The sequence below is a fragment of the Rhodococcus sp. NyZ502 genome, from assembly GCF_041464245.1.
Lineage (GTDB): Bacteria > Actinomycetota > Actinomycetes > Mycobacteriales > Mycobacteriaceae > Rhodococcus_F > Rhodococcus_F qingshengii.
Genome location: NZ_CP167155.1, coordinates 412,979 through 430,575 on the forward strand (window position 1 = coordinate 412,979; position 17,597 = coordinate 430,575).

At 61.0% G+C, this 17,597-nt stretch carries 17 protein-coding genes, 1 tRNA gene and 1 other RNA gene; 12 read left to right on the plus strand and 7 right to left on the minus strand.

Features of this window, described 5'->3' with window-relative positions:
• Positions 1-7 precede the first annotated feature (7 nt).
• Entirely contained in the window at positions 8-679 is a 672-nt protein-coding gene (locus ACBG85_RS01990; protein ID WP_007731581.1) for a response regulator transcription factor, read from the minus strand.
• Positions 680-813: 134 nt separating this feature from the next.
• Here ACBG85_RS01990 and ACBG85_RS01995 point away from each other — a divergent pair, with 134 nt between their 5' ends.
• Positions 814-1,122: a DUF6191 domain-containing protein gene (locus ACBG85_RS01995; RefSeq protein ID WP_007731580.1), complete on the plus strand. Its 309-nt coding sequence runs from the start codon at positions 814-816 to the stop codon at positions 1,120-1,122.
• A gap of 22 nt (positions 1,123-1,144) precedes the next feature.
• On the opposite strand, the gene ACBG85_RS02000 is transcribed toward ACBG85_RS01995, so the two are convergent.
• From ACBG85_RS02000 to ACBG85_RS02015, 4 genes are all read right to left on the minus strand, one after another.
• Positions 1,145-1,963 (minus strand): pentapeptide repeat-containing protein, encoded by an 819-nt coding sequence (locus ACBG85_RS02000; RefSeq protein ID WP_208689938.1) that lies wholly within the window; start codon positions 1,961-1,963, stop codon positions 1,145-1,147.
• Positions 1,964-2,019: 56 nt separating this feature from the next.
• Complete coding sequence (locus ACBG85_RS02005; protein WP_054800548.1) at positions 2,020-2,292, minus strand: hypothetical protein; 273 nt, start codon at positions 2,290-2,292, stop codon at positions 2,020-2,022.
• A gap of 26 nt (positions 2,293-2,318) precedes the next feature.
• Entirely contained in the window at positions 2,319-3,446 is a 1,128-nt protein-coding gene (locus ACBG85_RS02010) for a Fic family protein (RefSeq protein ID WP_242430847.1), read from the minus strand.
• Positions 3,447-3,942: 496 nt separating this feature from the next.
• Positions 3,943-4,030: transfer RNA gene (locus tag ACBG85_RS02015), tRNA-Ser, on the minus strand.
• Positions 4,031-4,166: 136 nt separating this feature from the next.
• Here ACBG85_RS02015 and ffs point away from each other — a divergent pair.
• The 4 genes from ffs to ACBG85_RS02035 all read left to right on the plus strand — a co-directional run bounded on the left by ffs (position 4,167) and on the right by ACBG85_RS02035 (position 7,654).
• An RNA gene (gene ffs / locus ACBG85_RS02020) (signal recognition particle sRNA small type) lies at positions 4,167-4,266 on the plus strand.
• A gap of 41 nt (positions 4,267-4,307) precedes the next feature.
• Complete coding sequence (locus ACBG85_RS02025) at positions 4,308-5,600, plus strand: aminotransferase class I/II-fold pyridoxal phosphate-dependent enzyme (protein ID WP_003943985.1); 1,293 nt, start codon at positions 4,308-4,310, stop codon at positions 5,598-5,600.
• A gap of 98 nt (positions 5,601-5,698) precedes the next feature.
• Positions 5,699-7,054 (plus strand): glycosyltransferase 87 family protein, encoded by a 1,356-nt coding sequence (locus ACBG85_RS02030; RefSeq protein ID WP_050656460.1) that lies wholly within the window; start codon positions 5,699-5,701, stop codon positions 7,052-7,054.
• 18 nt (positions 7,055-7,072) lie between these two features.
• Complete coding sequence (locus ACBG85_RS02035) at positions 7,073-7,654, plus strand: HhH-GPD-type base excision DNA repair protein (protein WP_003943868.1); 582 nt, start codon at positions 7,073-7,075, stop codon at positions 7,652-7,654.
• A 7-nt stretch (positions 7,655-7,661) separates the two neighbouring features.
• Here ACBG85_RS02035 and ACBG85_RS02040 read toward each other — a convergent pair whose 3' ends face one another.
• On the minus strand, positions 7,662-8,570 hold the full coding sequence (locus ACBG85_RS02040; protein WP_007731572.1) for a LysR family transcriptional regulator: 909 nt from the start codon (positions 8,568-8,570) through the stop codon (positions 7,662-7,664).
• A 101-nt stretch (positions 8,571-8,671) separates the two neighbouring features.
• Here ACBG85_RS02040 and ACBG85_RS02045 point away from each other — a divergent pair, with 101 nt between their 5' ends.
• On the plus strand, positions 8,672-9,718 hold the full coding sequence (locus ACBG85_RS02045; RefSeq protein WP_372026004.1) for a YeiH family protein: 1,047 nt from the start codon (positions 8,672-8,674) through the stop codon (positions 9,716-9,718).
• On the opposite strand, the gene ACBG85_RS02050 is transcribed toward ACBG85_RS02045, so the two are convergent.
• On the minus strand, positions 9,711-10,715 hold the full coding sequence (locus ACBG85_RS02050) for an AraC family transcriptional regulator (protein WP_007731570.1): 1,005 nt from the start codon (positions 10,713-10,715) through the stop codon (positions 9,711-9,713). The genes ACBG85_RS02045 and ACBG85_RS02050 overlap by 8 nt on opposite strands.
• Before the next feature lie 200 nt (positions 10,716-10,915).
• Here ACBG85_RS02050 and ACBG85_RS02055 point away from each other — a divergent pair, with 200 nt between their 5' ends.
• The 6 genes from ACBG85_RS02055 to ACBG85_RS02080 all read left to right on the plus strand — a co-directional run bounded on the left by ACBG85_RS02055 (position 10,916) and on the right by ACBG85_RS02080 (position 17,589).
• Positions 10,916-11,890, plus strand: coding sequence for a quinone oxidoreductase (locus ACBG85_RS02055; protein ID WP_003943928.1), 975 nt, complete (start codon positions 10,916-10,918; stop codon positions 11,888-11,890).
• A gap of 30 nt (positions 11,891-11,920) precedes the next feature.
• The gene (locus tag ACBG85_RS02060) at positions 11,921-12,820 is read left to right on the plus strand and encodes a TauD/TfdA dioxygenase family protein (RefSeq protein WP_372026008.1); all 900 of its coding nucleotides are present in this window, start codon (positions 11,921-11,923) and stop codon (positions 12,818-12,820) included.
• A 52-nt stretch (positions 12,821-12,872) separates the two neighbouring features.
• Positions 12,873-13,925 carry a 3-keto-5-aminohexanoate cleavage protein gene (locus ACBG85_RS02065; RefSeq protein WP_042447742.1) on the plus strand — a complete coding sequence of 351 codons (1,053 nt, stop codon included), beginning with the start codon at positions 12,873-12,875 and terminating at the stop codon, positions 13,923-13,925.
• A gap of 97 nt (positions 13,926-14,022) precedes the next feature.
• Positions 14,023-15,384, plus strand: a complete 1,362-nt coding sequence (locus ACBG85_RS02070) for an MFS transporter (RefSeq protein ID WP_372026011.1) — start codon at positions 14,023-14,025, stop codon at positions 15,382-15,384.
• Positions 15,384-16,007 (plus strand): alpha/beta hydrolase, encoded by a 624-nt coding sequence (locus ACBG85_RS02075; RefSeq protein ID WP_050656466.1) that lies wholly within the window; start codon positions 15,384-15,386, stop codon positions 16,005-16,007. Before ACBG85_RS02070 ends, ACBG85_RS02075 begins: the two co-directional genes overlap by 1 nt.
• Complete coding sequence (locus ACBG85_RS02080; protein WP_372026013.1) at positions 16,000-17,589, plus strand: long-chain fatty acid--CoA ligase; 1,590 nt, start codon at positions 16,000-16,002, stop codon at positions 17,587-17,589. The genes ACBG85_RS02075 and ACBG85_RS02080 overlap by 8 nt, the downstream gene beginning before the upstream one ends.
• The last annotated feature ends 8 nt before the right edge of the window (positions 17,590-17,597 follow it).

Consider the following 17,597-nt stretch of genomic DNA (forward strand, 5'->3'; position numbering starts at 1 on the left):
GGCGACTTCAGTCGACCGGGCCGAAGCGGTATCCGAATCCCCTGATGGTTTTGATGTACTTCGGTTTCGCGGGATCGGATTCGAGTTTGGACCGCAGGCTGAGAATGGTTGCGTCGACTACACGCGTCCTTTCGTGGTCGGAACCCCACACGTTTCGGATCAGGTGATCACGTGAGTACACGCGCCCAGGCTCGGTCGACAGCTCCAGGAGTACCCGCCATTCGGTCCGACTGAGGACCAGCAGCTTTCCGCCCATCGTCGCCGTCATCGCACGTCGATCGAGGAGCAGGTCACCGTGACGTTGGTGTTTGCCGGGGGCGGGATGTGCGGTTTCACGAAGGATTGCGGTGACCCGAAGATCGAGCGCGTGAGAATCGATCGGGTTCAGCACAAAGTCCGAGACAGCGCGATGTGGTGCTTCGTCGATGTCCTCGTAGGTATCCACCAGCATCATGATCGGCATCGAACTGCGCAAGCGGATCTGCCGTGCGATCTCGTAGCCGTCGATGTCCGGCAGAAGGAGATCGATCACGGCGATATCGAAACTGTCGGTGTCCAGGTCATCGAGTAGTCGACGCCCGGTGCGGACGAGCTGTATCTGGTGCCCGAAATGTATTAATTCGGTACCAAGCGTCTGGGCAAGCTCCGAACGATCGGTAGCTGCAAGTATCAAGCTCACGTGAAATCCTCCCCCCGAAGGTGTTACTAGTCGTAACAGCTTGCATTGTGGCAGATCATCGACCGCGGGACCAGACATAGGGCGGCCGATCGGAAGTCGAGGGGGCCGGGGGCGTTCGTCGCTAGACTTCTTTCATGGGCACTCTGTTCGCGTTGACGTTGCCAGGCTTGCTCGTGCTGCTGGTCCTGTTCGCTTTCGCCGAGACTCTCTGGAACCGGCTCACCGGCGGCCGGGCACTGCCGTGGACTCGGGGACGTACGACTCGTCCGGTCTCGGCCGCGGGCTTCGAAGAGGTTGCTGCCCTGTTTCAGGGGTCCAAGCATCATGAATTCGAACAGCGTCAGAGCGCATTGATGCATCGTGAGGACGGAACGGACGGTGACCCGCCGTGGGTGTCTGTCGATCCGGAAGCTAACAAGGTCGTTCTCCGTCGACGGAGTTGACAGTCGCGAACAGTCGTCTGGCTCAGGCCCAGTGGCCGGGGCGGGTCAGTGAATCGGGCAGCGTGGTAGCCGAATCGCCGATCGCCCCGTTGATCTGGAACTGAGTGAGAAAGATACTGCCGCGGAGTTTTGTGCCGCGAATGTCGGTGCCGCGTAAGTCTGCACCGATCAGATCGGCTCGATCGAGTTCGCAGTCGCGCAGGTCTGCACCGATCAGGTAACTCCCGCGAAAGTTGGCCCCACGTAGATCGGAACCACGAAATTTGGCGCCGATGAGGTCTGCGCCGCGGTGGTCGAGTTTTCGACCCTTCTTGGTTGAGATCGGTGAGCGCACAAGGTTACTCGTCTGCAAGAGCAGTGTGTTGACTGCCGCTCGGTGTGCTGAGACGTCGACGGTTCGAATCTGCGAAGGTGTGCCGTTGGTCAGGCTTTCCGTCTCCGCGAGTGCAGCGTCGAGTTCCTTTCGTATCGAGTGGGTTTGCTTCAGCGAGCGGGCTTCGGCGAGATACCAGAGCAGTTCGTGCAACTGGCGTATGACAGGGAAGGTTTCGAACATGTCCGACGCGGTCTCCGGGGCATCACGCCAGCTGACGCCGTCGTAGGTCTGCTGTGAAACCTTCTGTCCCGCACCGAAACAGTCGTAGACGGTGCAACCGGTGAAGCCCTTCTTTCGCAATCCGGTGTGAATGCCGCAACGGAAATCCTGCTGCAGGTTCTTGCAGGGGTCGCCGGCATTCTTGTTGGTCGCGAAGTCGGAGGACTTGGAAAAGGGGAGTGCGACGCAGCACAGACCGAAGCAACTGCTGCAATCTGCGAGCAGATTGGTCTGGCCGGCAATCACGCGTACTCCCGATGGTTGGGTTGGACGGAAAGTCTGTCCTCGGGTTTGTGAGTCTGTCAAACGAAATTGCGTGGTTCGGCAGCAAGAAGTCCAGCGGTTCCGAGGTCGTATCCCGCGCAAATTGCGGGGTACCAATCCGGCAGACGTGATTCTGGACCACGCTCGTGAAGTAGGTCGAAAATCGGGTGGACGGCCCAGCTCGCTGCAACCAATCGCCGTGCGGTACCCGGCGGCAGAACCAGTGCGCCGACGAAGACCACAAATGTTGCGGCCTCTGCACTCCATTCGCGAGTGGGAATGGAAACGTCGATCGTGCGCCCAATCGCCACCTAGCCCATCTGCGACCTGGCGAAAATCACTCCCCATCCAGATCGAGGAGCGATACCCCCCGTGCCGTGAGCCGGAAGCGCAGCGGTCTCTTCGTAACCGTCTCAATGATCCCGGCATCGTCCAGGCGCTGAAGTCGCGGGCGGGCGAACTGGCTGGATCGACCCACCACCTCGACCAGGGTGTTCAACTTGATGGCGCGGTTCGCCTCGAAGCAGTGGGTCTGACCCAGGGTGAACAGGACTGCGCCGATGTGGTTGCTATCAACCGGCGGCGTCGACTCGCGATCGAGTCCCAAGTTCAGCGGAAATTCCTCATCCTCCACCAGAACGCGGATACGCGCCTCGAGTGTGTCGATCTTATGCCGCCTCTCGGAGAGGTCGAGCAGCAGTCGATGTTGCGCCTCGGCGATGATCTCCAGCATATCGATCAGGTAGGGCGTCAGATCTCCGCGGTTCAATGGATTCTCCGCGTCAGAGAATGCTTTGTAGTAACGATCCTTGTTGTCGGCGACGGTCGCCGACAATGCCAGGCTCGCATACGGAGCCAACACCTGTCGAAGGTCCAGCGCGAGAAGGTAGCGTCCGGTTCGGCCGTTGCCGTCGTAGAACGGGTGCGTGTACTCGAAGATGAAGTGCGCGACCACTGCCCTGATCAGTCGTGGAATCGAGTCGTCGCCCCCCTGGCTCAGCATGAGGGTCAGCGCGTCGTCGATCGCTGACTCGGGTACCACACCGGTGTGCACGACCTTGATTCCTGATGTGATCGATACTGGCCCTTGCCGGAACCGCTTCCCATCGGGGGCGTCCTCGTCGCGAATCTCGCCCCGAGTTACCGCGTCGTAGACGTCTCGGATGTCGTCGAGCGTCTGCGGACTCTCGGCCTGGTCGTTGCCGATATTGAGATAGAGCCGCGCCATCTCGGCGAACCGCTTGTTCGCGAGGGGTTGCTCCGCCCACACCATCTCGATTGCCTCGCTGATCTCCTTCCGGGTTGAGCGGACCTGTTCGATCTCGTTCGTTGCCTGGATCTCGTCGATCACCATGCGATGCAGGTAGTGGGTGCGCGCGAGGGCCGGCAGCCCGTTCCACTCAGCCCGGATCTTCGGCTCGAAGCTCATGATCCGTTCGATCAGCGCTGCGACTTCGGGTGTCATCAGTGCGAACGTCGAGTGTTCGCCGATCAGTAGGTCCCAGTGGACGGCGGCGGGAGAATCGCGTCGCGCTCGCTCCTCAGCATCGGCACCAGCACGATCTCGTTGGTGAAAGATCGATTTCAACGTCCTGTACGCCATCTGGTCTCTCCATGTATCCACGCTATATTGCCGCCTTGCTTTCCATGCCTATCTTATCCAGAATTGGATCTGGATAAATAAGACTTGCGGCGCGGGTGTCATTTCATGACCAACGCGGGCTGCAGGAGCAGATGTGGCCATAGCTTCCCGAATCGGGTTCGGGCCATCGGCGGGCCACTCGAAATCACGCAGCAGCATTCCGATTCGGCGCGCTGCGGGATCGAAACCACCACGAGTCGGCAGACCGTCTGAGCTCGCAGAACATCGAGCTGAACCGAGACCCTGTTGCATTACTCGTTGCATGAGGACAGAAAAGAACCCCTGTGAACCGCTTCTCGGCAGTTCACAGGGGTTCCTTTGGCGGAGGATAGGGGATTTGAACCCCTGAGGGCGTTAACCCAACCCGCGTTCCAGGCGAGCGCCATAGGCCACTAGGCGAATCCTCCGTGGAGCAGCATACCCAATTGCGGGCGCGAAGCGTTAAACGGGTACCTGACCTGCGAAGAACCGGTGGAACTCGAGGTTTGCATCTCGGCCCCGGTAGGTGGTGTGCAGCGGCCGGAGAAAGCCGTCTACACTGTTCATTGGATCCCGCGCGGCGCGCATCCTGTGAACTCCCCCAGGGCCGGAAGGCAGCAAGGGTCAACGGGCTCTGCCGGGTGCGCGGGGTCCTCTATTTTTTCACATACCCGACCCCGCCTCGTCGGTGAAAGGCCGCTCCGGATGCCTATCCAAACCCAGATCGGGTTGATGAGCCATGAAGAACTCACCTCCGAGCATGAGAGCCAGAGCGCGAAGTACACGCAGCTCCAGGCGCAGAAGCTCGCACTCGATCTGACCCGCGGTAAGCCTTCCCCGGAACAACTCGACCTTTCCGCAGAGCTGCTGACGCTGCCCGGCGACGGTGATTTCCGTGACGGAAGCGGCACCGACTGCCGTAACTACGGCGGACTCACCGGTCTGCCGGAACTGCGCGCCATCTTCGGCGAGCTGCTGGGTATCCCCGTTGCGAACCTTCTCGCCGGAAACAACGCGAGCCTCGAGATCATGCACGACAACGTCGTGTTCTCACTGCTTCATGGCACACCGGATTCGGCCCGGCCGTGGGCACAGGAAGAGAAGATCAAGTTTCTCTGCCCGGCACCGGGCTACGACCGCCACTTCGCGATCACCGAGTCCCTCGGCATCGAGATGATCGCGGTGCCGATGAACCACGACGGCCCGGATGTCGTCAAGATCGCCGAACTTGTTGCGTCAGATCCGCAGATCAAGGGCATGTGGGCGGTTCCGGTTTACGCGAACCCCACCGGTGCCGTGTACTCCGAAGAAATTGTCCGTACGCTCGCGTCGATGCCGACGGCCGCGCCCGACTTCCGCCTGTACTGGGACAACGCGTACGCCGTACATCCGCTTGTCGGCGAGACTGCGCCTTCCTACGACATTCTCTCGATGGCAGCGGAGGCCGGACACCCCAACCGTCCGCTCGTGTTCGCGTCGACGTCCAAGATCACTTTCGCCGGCGCTGGTGTGAGCTTCTTCGGTAGCTCGGCGGAAAACCTTGCCTGGTACCAGAAGTTCCTGGGCAAGAAGAGCATCGGACCGGACAAGGTCAATCAGCTTCGCCACCTGCGTTTCTTCGGCAATGCCGACGGCGTTCGTGCGCACATGGAGAAGCATCGCGCGTTCCTCGCGCCCAAGTTCGAGCTCGTACTGCGGATCCTCGAGGATCGTCTCGGTGCATCGAAGGTCGCGTCTTGGACCGAGCCGAAGGGCGGATACTTCATCAGCCTCGACGTGGTCGACGGCACGGCCAAGCGGGTCATCGAACTGGCGAAGAACGCGGGTATCGCGCTCACCGCTGCCGGGTCGGCTTTCCCGTACAGCACGGATCCGGATGACCGGAACATCCGGTTGGCCCCGAGCTTCCCGTCCAAGGCTGAACTCGAAGTTGCCATGGACGGCGTGGCTACGTGTGTCCTGCTCGCAGCCACCGAATCGCGTCTCTCCGAGATCTGAGTTCTCGAAGCGGCGTGCCCGGTCGGTACTTTTCGGTCTCGTCTTGTACCGTTCGGAGCATCAATTCCCGACATAGGGTGTAAATCCCGGAGGTTGTAGTGACGGGCGCGATCAACGCTTCGGATGGGCCTTCTTTCGAGGCGCACACCGCGAAATCAGAGTCGGTCATCGAAGCTGACATACCGCGACGCACCCTCCGTGTCGGTGTTCTCGGATTCTCTGTACTCGGTGTTCTGGCAGTCGCGTCCGTGCTGATGGTTCTTTTCGCCGTGCCGATGAATACGCGGTACTGGGGCATCTTCGAAAATTTCCTCGATCTCGACGTCTACCGCCACGGCGGCAGCGTTGTGGTTCAGGGCCTTCCGTTGTACGACGGGCCAGTCCTGGACGGGATGATGTTCACGTACACCCCGTTTGCGGCTTTGCTGTTCACGGTGTGGGCGGTGCTCTCGTTCAAACAGGCGATTGTCGTGTGGACGGGTTTGAACATCGCTGCGTTGTTCGCAGTGATCGTGTTGTGCTGGAAGTATCTCGGTTATCGGCTCGACGTGAAGGCGTACGCCGTCAGTGCGTTGGCCACCACGATCTTTCTGTTCATGGAACCGATACGTACGACGCTCTGGCTCGGGCAGATCAACATCTTCCTGCTGCTCTTGATCGTGTGGGACCTCGGTCGGGACGAGAAGAGTCGGCTCCGAGGAATCGGGGCAGGCATCGCCGCCGGCGTGAAGCTCACTCCGGCCTTCTTCTGGGCGTACCTCTTCATCACTCGTCAATGGCGTGCGTTGGTGACGGCCGTCGTGACGTTCGCTGCGACCGTTGCGATCGGCTTCGTCGTGATCTACAACGATGCGTACAAGTACTGGACCGGCACTCTTGTCGACAGCGAACGCGTCGGACCGACGGACGCTCCGAGCAACCAGTCCGTGTCCGGTCTGATCGCTCAGCTCACTCACACTCCGACGCCGTCGCGGGTCCTGGTCCTAGTCTTCAGTGCGCTGGCGGTATGCCTCGGACTCGGTGCCGCGTGGATTGCTCACCGGCACGGCCAGAAATTGCTCGGCCTCACCATGACGGGGTTGACTGCGACCACTGTCTCGCCGTTCTCGTGGGGCCATCACTGGGTGTGGTTCGTCCCGCTGGTCGTCCTCGCCGCGCACTACGCGATGGTGTCGAAGAAGCGCTGGGCGTGGGTGGCGCCGTTCGTTTTCCTGCTCCCGGTCTTGAACTGGTCTCACACCTGGTGGGACCCGTCGGTCATTCCGGGTACGGATCGCTTCATCGGAATGGGCCTGTTCATGTTCGTGCCGCCCGAGTATCTGCGGATTCCGACCGTCGGCGTCTACCTCTGGGTCTTCACGCTTGCCGCGGTCTCGACGTTGGTTCTGTTCGGCTGGAAGAAGTGGAAGATTCCGGCCCCGGATGCGTCGGCGCCGGTCACAACTGCCGTCTGACGTGGCAGTATCGGACTCATGGCACTTCAACTGAACCTTGTCGGTGACCCCGAAGCTGATGCCCTCCTGGCCGAGGACCCGTTGGCGTTGTTGATCGGAATGCTTCTCGATCAACAGGTTCCGATGGAAACGGCCTTCCTCGGTCCGAAGAAGCTGGCGGATCGGCTCAGCGGTATCGACGTCAGGCGTATCGCCGACATGGACACCGACGAGTTCATCGCCGTCTGTGCCGAGCCTCCGGCTGTGCACCGATTCCCCAAGTCGATGGGTGAGCGTATCCAGCTCATGTGCCAGTTCATCGTCGAGAACTACGACGGCGACACCGCGGCGATCTGGACTTCGGGAAATCCCGACGGCAAGGAAGTGCTGAAGCGGCTCAAAGCCCTACCCGGTTACGGGGATCAGAAAGCCCGGATCTTCCTGGCGTTGCTCGGAAAACAGATCGGCGTCGAGCCGAAAGGTTGGCGCCAAGCGGCCGGCGACTACGGGCTCGAAGGTTCGAGGCGCTCGATTGCAGACGTGGTCGACGAACAGTCTTTGCTCGAGGTCCGCGAGTTCAAGAAGGCCGCAAAGGCAGCAGCGAAGGCCGACAAGAAGTAAGCCGCTTTCAGGACTTCCGGGACCCGCTGGCACGCACTACTTTCATCAGGTCGCCTGCGGGGCCCTCGAGCTGACGCGGCGGGCGCCACACTGCACGCAGGGATCGGTCGAGTTCCAAGCCTTCGACGGCTACGACCCGAAGTTCTCCCTGCTTCACCTGGTCCTCGACGGCCAGCGTGCTCAGTACCGCCGGGCCGACGCCACCGAGCACGCTGGTTCGAATCGCGGCCGAACTACCCAGTTCCAACAACGGTGCACCGCGCTCGTATTCGTGTAACGCCAGGTCGAGAGTCGTTCTGGTTCCCGATCCGGGCTCGCGCACCAGCAGCGGCGTCGCTGCCAGTTCGGCGACGGTCAGCGGCTTTCGTCGACGCGCCCATGGATGATCCGGATGAACGACCACGACCAGCGAGTCACGCGCGACGGTGACGCTGGACAGGCTCTTCGGAACGGTCGGTGACTCGACGAATCCGAGGTCGCACATTCCCACCTCGACAGCCTCGAGGACGCGGGTCGAGTTGTAGACCTGAAGGTGGACGGTGACACCAGGATGTAGTGACCGAAAGATACCGAGCCAGGCCGGAATCAGATGTTCGGCGACGGTCATGCTGGCACACACGGTCAATTCCGCGGATCGTTCGGTCCGCATCCCTTCGGCGACGTCGAGAAGCTGCCTCGAGTTGGCGAGGACGCGGCGCGCCCAGTGGACGATGACGGTCCCCTGCGGAGTCAAAGCCGCCCCCGTCGACCTTCGGTGTATGAGTGGCATCCCGAGCTGCCGCTCGAGGGCTTTGACGGCGCGGCTGGCATTCGGCTGCGCAATGTTTGCTGAACGGCTTGCCGCACTGAGACTTCCGTGATCATCGATGCCGATGAGTAGCTCGAGAGTGGTGAGGTCGGGCCACCGTCTGGTCATGCAAACAGGCTATACCGAACTTCACGTTCATATCGATTTGATATGCCGTGATGGTAGAAATCGCCCTACCGGAGCGATGGTGGCTCAAGGACGCTGGATGAGTGAACCGTGATGTGAAGTCCGTGGCCGAGAAACCCGCAGTCGCACCTTCGTCAGAAGTACGACGGTGGTCCAGTGTGGCTGCATTGGTGCCCGGAGTTGCGTTGTGCGCCTTGGGGGCCACGGTCGCGCTGATAGCCGGTCAGTTCACCTCCGCCGTGAGTCCGTTGCTGATTGCGATCGTGGCGGGTGCGGTGTTGGCGAATACCGTCTCTTTGCCGGCGAAATTCCAACCTGGCCTGGCATTCTCGGCGAAACGGCTACTTCGGGTGGGTATCGCTCTGCTCGGGCTGCAATTGATGTTCTCCGACATCTTCGGTTTGGGCTGGGGAGTGATCGCCGTTGTGGTGGCGATTGTGTTCCTCGGTATCGCCGGGACCATGTATGCCGGAAAACTTCTCGGATTGAGTTGGTCGCAGAGAATTCTGATTGCCTGTGGCTTCTCGATCTGTGGCGCTGCCGCCGTGGCTGCTGCGGACGGTGTGGTGAATGCGCGAGAGGAAGAGTTGCTCACCGCTGTTGCGTTGGTGGTGATCTTCGGAACTCTGATGATTCCGACAATCCCACTGTTGGCCAACGCTTTCGGTATGAACGAGGTCGGTGCAGGCATGTGGGCCGGTGGGTCGATCCACGAAGTGGCGCAAGTGGTGGCTGCCGGCAGCGCTCTCGGCGCCACCGCGTTGGGTGTCGCGACCGTGGTGAAACTTGCGCGCGTGTTGATGTTGGCGCCGGTCATGGCGTTTCTGAGTATCCGGCAACGCAGGATGGTCGACAGCACTGCCGCCAAGCGTCCCCCGCTGATTCCGTTGTTCGTCGTGGCATTCATCGGCTGCATGGGCTTGCGCTCCACGGGCATCTTGCCGGATGAGCTTCTGGGGCTGGCGAAGACGGTGCAGACGGCGCTGTTGGCGGCCGCGATGTTCGCACTCGGGCTGGGGGTGCGGTTGAGCGTCATTCGTGGAGTTGGCGCCCGGCCATTCGTGCTGGCCGCGATTTCCACTGTGTGGGTGGCAACGATCGCCTACGTCGGAGTCGTGCTGGTCAGCTGATCGAGCGCTGAGTCCGCCACGCGCTCGGGCTCATCGAGAACTGAGTGCGAAACCAGCGCGAGAAACTACCCTGCGTCGAAAACCCGAGGTGCACAGCCACTTCGGTCAACGAATAGCGAGGGTTGGAGACAAATCGTTCCGCGAGGGAGCTTCGAACCGAATTGAGAACGGCCGTGAACGTATCTCCGGATTCGGCGAGATGACGGTGCAGTGTCCGCCGGTCGAATCCGAGACTGCGTGCCACCTGCTCGACAGAGCAGCGGCCGGTCGGAAGCAGAACTTCGATCAATTCCTTGGTGCGGCTGAGGGTATCGGAGGTTTCCGAGGCGGGAAGCGAGTCGAGGAACTGGCGAGCGTACGGCCGGAGTAACTCGTCGGAAAGTTGGTTAGCCGCATCCAGGTCGGCGGCGAAGAAAACGATACCGGTGAACTCGTGATCGAATTCCACCGTCTCGCCGAGGATTCGCCGATGCGTGCTCGTGTCTTTCGGGGCATTGTGCGTGAATCCCACGCTGACCGGTTGCCATCGAGAACCCAGGAAACTCCGCAGGATCTGCAGTGTCGCGCCGACTGCGAGTTCGACGCTCTGTCTGGTGTCGACCGGTTCGCCGACCTCGAGCGAGATTCGCAGGGTGGCGAGTCCGTTGACCTCGTTCAATCGAATGCGTAATGACTCGTTGTACGTGTGCTCGTATCGCATCAATACGTCGAGTGCGCTCCTGACGTCTGGTTCTTCCCTGATGACCAAGCTGAGGGGGCCGAGATTGGACAGTCGACGCAGGCCGGCGAGTAGAAGCCCGAAGTCTTCGTGTCCGGACTCCGCTGCCGATCGCTCCAGGAGCGATGCGATGGAGGCGGCCGGTACCCATTGGTCGGGGTTCGCCAGGCTTGCCGGGCTCAGGCCGACACTTCTCATGAGGGCCACAGCGTCCACGTCCACTGTTCGGCACAGGTCGACGTATCGGTTCAGTGACGCGTAGCGGGCGAGTGGCTTCATGGGGCCCCCTTTACTCGATGTCCCGAAATGTTGTGTTGTGTGTCTCGTCAAGTTAAGCATGTGAGCCGGATCTCACATAGTTTTGTTCACATCAGTTCGGCACGACCAGGAAGCCGAGCCCCGACTTCTGGAAGTTGTTGCGTACGAATACAGCTCGACCGTAATCGAGTCGAGCCCGCCCACAGAATTGGAGAGCATTGATGGCAAACGCCATTCGGTTCCACGAGATCGGCACACCGTCCGTCATGCGTTGGGAAGAGATCGAGGTAGGACGACCGGGCGCCGGAGAGGTTCGGGTTCGTCATGAAGCGGTGGGGTTGAACTTCGCCGACACCTACTTTCGAAGTGGCCTCTATCCTGCGCAATTGCCTGCCGGGATGGGCGTCGAGGGCGCGGGTGTGGTCGAAGAGATCGGCGAGGGAGTAGTCGATTTTGCAGTGGGGGACCGTGTGACCTACACCGGCAGTCCGCTGGGTGCGTACGCCACCGAGCGGATCATGGCGTCGTCCGACCTGATCGCGCTACCCGACGGCATCGCCTTCGACACCGCGGCCGCCATGACCATGCGAGGACTGACTGCCGCCTACCTTCTGCGTCGCATCTACCCGTTGAAAGCGGGAGACACCGTGTTGCTACATGCTGCGGCGGGCGGGGTTGGACTGATCTTCACCCAGTGGGCAAAACTGTTGGGAATCAAAGTGATCGGAACGGTGTCGAGCGACGAGAAGGCGAGCGTTGCCCGAGCTCACGGTTGCGATGAAGTCGTCATCTACACCCGCGAGGACGTCGTCGCGCGTGTCAAGGAGATCACCGGGGGCGTCGGCGTGCCGGTTGTCTACGACAGTATCGGGCAATCCACGTTCGACATCTCTCTCGATTGCCTTGCCAGGCGGGGGCTGCTGGTGTGCTTCGGAACGGCGTCCGGACCGACTCCGCCGATTCAGGCAATGCAGTTGGCAGTCAAGGGATCACTCTTCCTCACACGTCCGGCTCTCGCCGATTACATCGCGGATCCCGAAGAACGTGCCGAACTGGCGGGTGAACTGTTCTCACACGTCGAGTCCGGGCGAATCAAGATCGAGATCAACCAGCGATACCCCCTCGAAGATGCGGTGCGTGCGCACCACGACATGGAGTCCGGTCGCAGTATCGGTTCCTCCGTCTTCTCCGTCTGAACCGAAACAGCACTTCCCAGAGGAATTGTCATGACCAACACCGCAGCGCTCACAGAAAACCTTCCCTCGTCGAGGAATACGATCCGCGTCGAGAAATTGACCTGTTCGATCGGGGCAGAGTTGTCCGGGGTGGATCTCGGCGAGGTCGCGCGAGATGATGCACTCTTCGCCGAAATCAAGGCATTGCTGCTCGAACACAAGGTTCTGTTCTTTCGCGACCAGACCTTCTCCAAAGCCGAGCACGTAGAACTTGCCCAGCGATTCGGTGAACTCGAGGATCATCCGGCTCTGGGCAGCGACCCCGACCACCCGGGCCTCGTCCGCATCTACAAGGATCTGGACAGCCCGCCGGAGCATTTCGAGAATGCATATCACTGCGACGCCACCTGGCGCGTTAACCCGCCCATGGGATGTGTATTGCGTTGTGTGGAAACACCTCCTGTCGGCGGCGACACGATTTGGGTGAACATGGCACTCGCCTACGAGAATCTGCCGGCGCGGGTCAAGGAGCAGATCAAGGATCTGCGTGCCAGGCACAGTATCGAGTCGACCTTCGGCGCTCGGATGCCGATCGAACAGCGGCACCAGCTGAAGGAACGCTTTCCCGACGCCGAACATCCCGTGGTACGAACACATCCGGAGACCGGCGAGAAGATTCTCTTCGTCAATTCGTTCGCCACACACCTCGTGAACTATCACACGCCCGAGAACGTCCGCTATGGAATCGATTACGCCCCCGGCGCCGGGAATCTGCTCACTTACCTGGCGAGCCAGGCTCAGATTCCCGAGTACCAGGTTCGGTGGCGCTGGACCGAAAACAGCGTCGCGATCTGGGACAACCGTTCGACACAGCATTACGCGGTGCAGGACTACTGGCCCGCGGTTCGAAAGATGGAGCGCGCCGGAATCATCGGCGACGCACCGTTCTGATCTCTCTTCCCAGCCCCGAAGATAAATTCATTCACTCGATCGGAGTCACGCTATGCATTTCCACGACGATTCACTGTTCCCCGAAACCCAGGACAAGCTTGTCATCACCGTTGCTCCCTACGGACCGGAGTGGGAGCCGGACGATTTTGCAGAAGACCTCCCTCTGTCGATGGACGAGCACGTCCAGCAAGCCGTCGACTGTTTCAACGCCGGTGCCACAGTTCTCCACATCCACGTGCGTGAACTCGACGGCAAGGGCTCGAAGCGTCTGTCGAAGTTCAACGAGCTTCTCGGTCGCTTGCGTGAGGCCGTTCCCGAGATGATTCTGCAGGTCGGCGGGTCGATTTCGTTTGCCCCGGAGGGGGAAGGTGCCGATGCGAAGTGGTTGTCCGACGACGTGCGTCACATGCTGGCGGAATTGGACCCGGCTCCCGATCAGGTGACGATCGCGATCAACACCAGCCAGATGAACATCATGGAACTGATGACCGACGACGACATCGCGGGTACGTCGATGCAGCGTCCGGAATTGGCCGATACGTATCGGGAAATGACTGTGCCCGCCGGTCCGGAGTGGGTGGCAGAGCACCTGCGCCGGTTGCAGGCCGCTGGAATCCAGCCGCATTTCCAGTTGTCCAGTATTCCGCAGCTCGAAACGGTGGAGCGGTTGATCCGACGCGGCATCTACACGGGTCCGGTCAACCTCACGTGGGTCGCAATCGGCGGCGGTTTCGACGGCCCCAACCCGTACAACATGATGAACTTCGTCCAGCGTGTTCCCGACGGTGCGTGCCTGACGCTGGAAACGCTGATGCGTAGCGTCCTGCCGGTGAACACGATGGCCATCGCGATGGGCTTGCACGCTCGTTGCGGCAACGAGGACACCATCTGGGGCCGCAAGGGCGAGAAGATGACGTCGGTGCAGCAGATCGAGCAGTTGGTGCGCATTGCAGGCGAATTGGGCCGCGAGGTGGCTACCGCGAAGGAAGCTCGGGACATCTACCGGATCGGCGAGACGTATGCCGACACCGACGAGACGTTGGCGAAGCTGGGTTACGCGCCCAACCGCCGGATCGGCCAGCTGGGATTCACGCAGCACGCCTGAGTTCACACCCTCTCGTACAACAGTTCCGGGGGTACGAACCGCGACGGTTCGTACCCCCGAATCCCCCCGTCTACCTCGAGTACTTCCTAGGAGAGTCATGGGACTGCAAGCTCCCGCCACGCCACGTGTGGACACCGCGCTCGGAATCGGCGGACGACGAAAGTTATACCCGTGGATCGTTTTCGCCCTGGCTTTCGGTCTTCTGCTCTCGGACTACATGTCGAGGCAGGTGCTCAGTGCAGTCTTCCCGATCCTGAAAGCGGACTGGGATCTCTCCGATTCGCACCTCGCCTCCCTGAGCAGCGTGGTGGCATTGATGGTCGGGCTGTTGACGTTCCCGTTGTCGCTGCTCGCGGACCGCTGGGGCCGCGTCAAGACCTTGATCTTGATGGCGGTGTTGTGGAGTGTCGCGACGTTGCTGTGCGCAATCGCTCAGACCTACGAACAGATGTTGGGCGCCCGGTTCCTGGTCGGTGTCGGTGAAGCGGCGTACGGCAGCGTGGGTATCGCCGTGGTCCTCAGTGTGTTTGCGCCCCGCGTGCACGCAGCTCTTGCAGGTGCCTTCATGGCCGGTGGATCGTTCGGTTCGGTCATCGGTGTGGCAATCGGTGGGTTCATCGCAGTCCAGTTCAGTTGGCGGTGGTCTTTTGCCGCCATGGCGATCTTCGGTCTGATTCTGGTCGCGCTCTTCCGTGCCCTCGTCACCGAGAAGAAGCTCACCGCTTACGCCGTCGAGGCCGCGCCGGATGCCGCCGGGGAAGCGGTGAGACACGACGGTTTTCGTGCGCCGGTGTCCTCGCTGTTCACCAATCCAGCCGTGTTGTTCGCCTACATCGGTGGTGGTCTCCAGATGTTCACCGCCGCAGTACTTCTGGCGTGGTTGCCGAGCTTCTTCAATCGTTACTACGATCTGGCCCCGGACAAGGCCGGCGTCACGGCTTCCGTGTTCGTCCTCCTGGTCGGAAGCGGGATGGTGGTCTGCGGTTTCATCACAGATAGATTCAGCCGCGACGATTCGGCGCGAAAATGGACCACCGCCATCGTCTACTGCGCCATCTCGTTGGTGACGCTGAGCATCGGGCTCCGGTTGGGCACGGGGACAGCACAACTCGTGTTGCTCGGTATCGGTGCATTCTTCTCCGCCGGTTCGTCGGGGCCGACGGCAGCGATGGTCGCGAACCTTACCCATCACTCGATTCGAGCGTCGGCCATGGGAACGCTCACCGTCGCCAACAACCTTCTCGGGCTGGCGCTCGGTCCCTTCGTTGTCGGCATCCTCGCCGATCACCTGGGTCTTCTCGGCGCTCTACAGCTTTCGCCCTTCGTCTATGTCGTCGCGGCCCTCGCGTTGGTAGCCGGCAAGCGTGCCTATCCCGCCGGGATGAGGCGGCTGGCGACGTTGCAGAATCGGCCCGAGATCCCCGGCGCCACTGAAGTAACAGACGTTCGGAGCTCATGATGAATGAATCAACTACGGTAGTAATGGTTCCCGGTCTGCGGGATCATGTCGAAGATCATTGGCAGACTCACCTCGCGCGCAGGCTCGACAACGTTCTGACGGTTCCTCCCCTCGAGACCGACAAGCTCAGCCGCGATGCGCGGGTTGCGGCATTGAACGAGGTGCTGACAAGTGTCTGCGGGCCGGTGGTCCTGGTCGGGCACAGCGCCGGAGTCATGACAGTTGCTCACTGGGCGAGGGCGCATCATCGAGAGGTTGCGGGCGCACTTCTGGTCACGCCGGCGGATCTCGAACTTCCGCTGCCCGAGTCTTATCCGTCTCTCGAAGATCTCGACCGACACGGGTGGCTACCGATACCGCGTCAGCGTCTGCCGTTTCCGAGCACGGTCGCGGCGAGTCGGAACGATCCGCTGGCCGGGTATCGCCGAGTTGTGGGTCTGGCTGAAGGATGGGGGAGTCGGTTGCTGGATCTGGGTGAGGTCGGACATCTCAATCCGGCGTCCGGATACGGGTATTGGCCGCGGGCGGAATCGTTGGTGCGGGAACTGCTCGAGTCGGTGTCGCGCGCTGCCTCGTCTCATGCCACGGATTCCGATGCGCAGGAGGAACACAGTCATGCTTGATCTTGCTGCTCTGCTGGAAGACTCGGCCCGGCGGTACCCGGAACGGGATGCGCTGGTTCTCGGGGAAGCGAGGCTGACGTATGCGCAGTTCGACGCCTACGCGAATCGCATCGCCCATGTGCTCGTCTCGCGGGGTGTCGAGCCAGGTGACAAGGTGGCGTTGTCCTGTCCGAACGTTCTCGAGTTCCCGATCGTCTACTACGGCATTCTCAAGGCCGGCGGCGTCGTCGTTCCTCTGAACATTCTGCTCAAAGGGCGCGAAATCGCCTATCACCTGGCTGATTCGGAAGCAAAGCTGTACTTCTGTTTCGAGGGAAGTCCCGAATTGCCGATCGCTGAGTACGCCATCGCCGGGTTCGAGCAGAGCGAGACCTGTTCGGCCCTGATCGTGATCAGCGCCGAGTCGGGTGCACCGTCGTCGAGCCTCGGAGTCGAGACTCTAGGCGAAGCACTGGCATCCGTGTCCGGCACGGAAACGCCTGCAGCCGCGGTTGTTCGTGAACCGACGGACACCGCGGTCATTCTCTACACCAGCGGCACGACCGGAAAGCCCAAGGGCGCTGAACTCACTCACTGCAACATGGTCTTGAATGCACTGTCGACCAACCGGTTGTTCGAGAGCGTTCCGTCCATGCATGAGCGTTATCTCCTGACTTTGCCGTTGTTCCACTCGTTCGGCCAGACAGTGACCATGAATGCGGGAATCTGCGTCGGTGCCACCTTGGTGTTGATGCCGCGCTTCGATGCGACCGCGGCACTCGAGATCATGGAACGCGAAAAGATCTCGGTCTTCGCGGGCGTCCCGACCATGTATTGGGGACTGCTCGGCGTGCTGGAGGAGGTAGTGAAATCCGGGGTGGATATCGAGACCGTCGCACAGAACATGCGGTGCGCGATCTCCGGTGGTGCAGCGCTTCCCGTCGAAATCTTGACACAGTTCAGGGAACGCTTCGGTGTTCAGATCCTCGAAGGGTACGGGTTGTCCGAGACCTCTCCGCTGGCCTTGTTCAGTGACCCGGAGAGCGACCCCCGGCCCGGTTCGATCGGCGTGCCGATCTGGGGCGTCGAAGCGCGGCTTGTCGACGACTCTTGGCACACGATCGCCGGCCCCGATGAAGTGGGTGAGTTGGCCATTCGCGGGCACAACGTCATGAAGGGCTATTTCAACCGACCAGAGGCGACGGCGGAAGTCATGTGCGACGGATGGTTTCGCACCGGGGATTTGGCACGGGTCGATACCGACGGAAATTACTACATCGTCGATCGCGCGAAGGACATGATCGTGCGGGGCGGATTCAACGTCTACCCACGCGAAATCGAAGAGGTTCTGCTCACTCACCCAGCCGTCTCACTCGTCGCCGTCGTCGGGGTGCCGGACACGAGCCTCGGCGAAGAAGTTGTCGCCTACGTGATCCGAGAGCCGAGTGAAGAGATCTCCGAATCGGATCTCGTGGAATGGTCGCGGGAACAGATGGCCGCCTACAAATATCCGCGCCGCATCGAGTTCGTGCCGTCGCTGCCGATGACGGCAACCGGAAAGATTCTCAAACGTGAACTGAATCAAGCATTTTCGATGGTCTGAGGAGATCG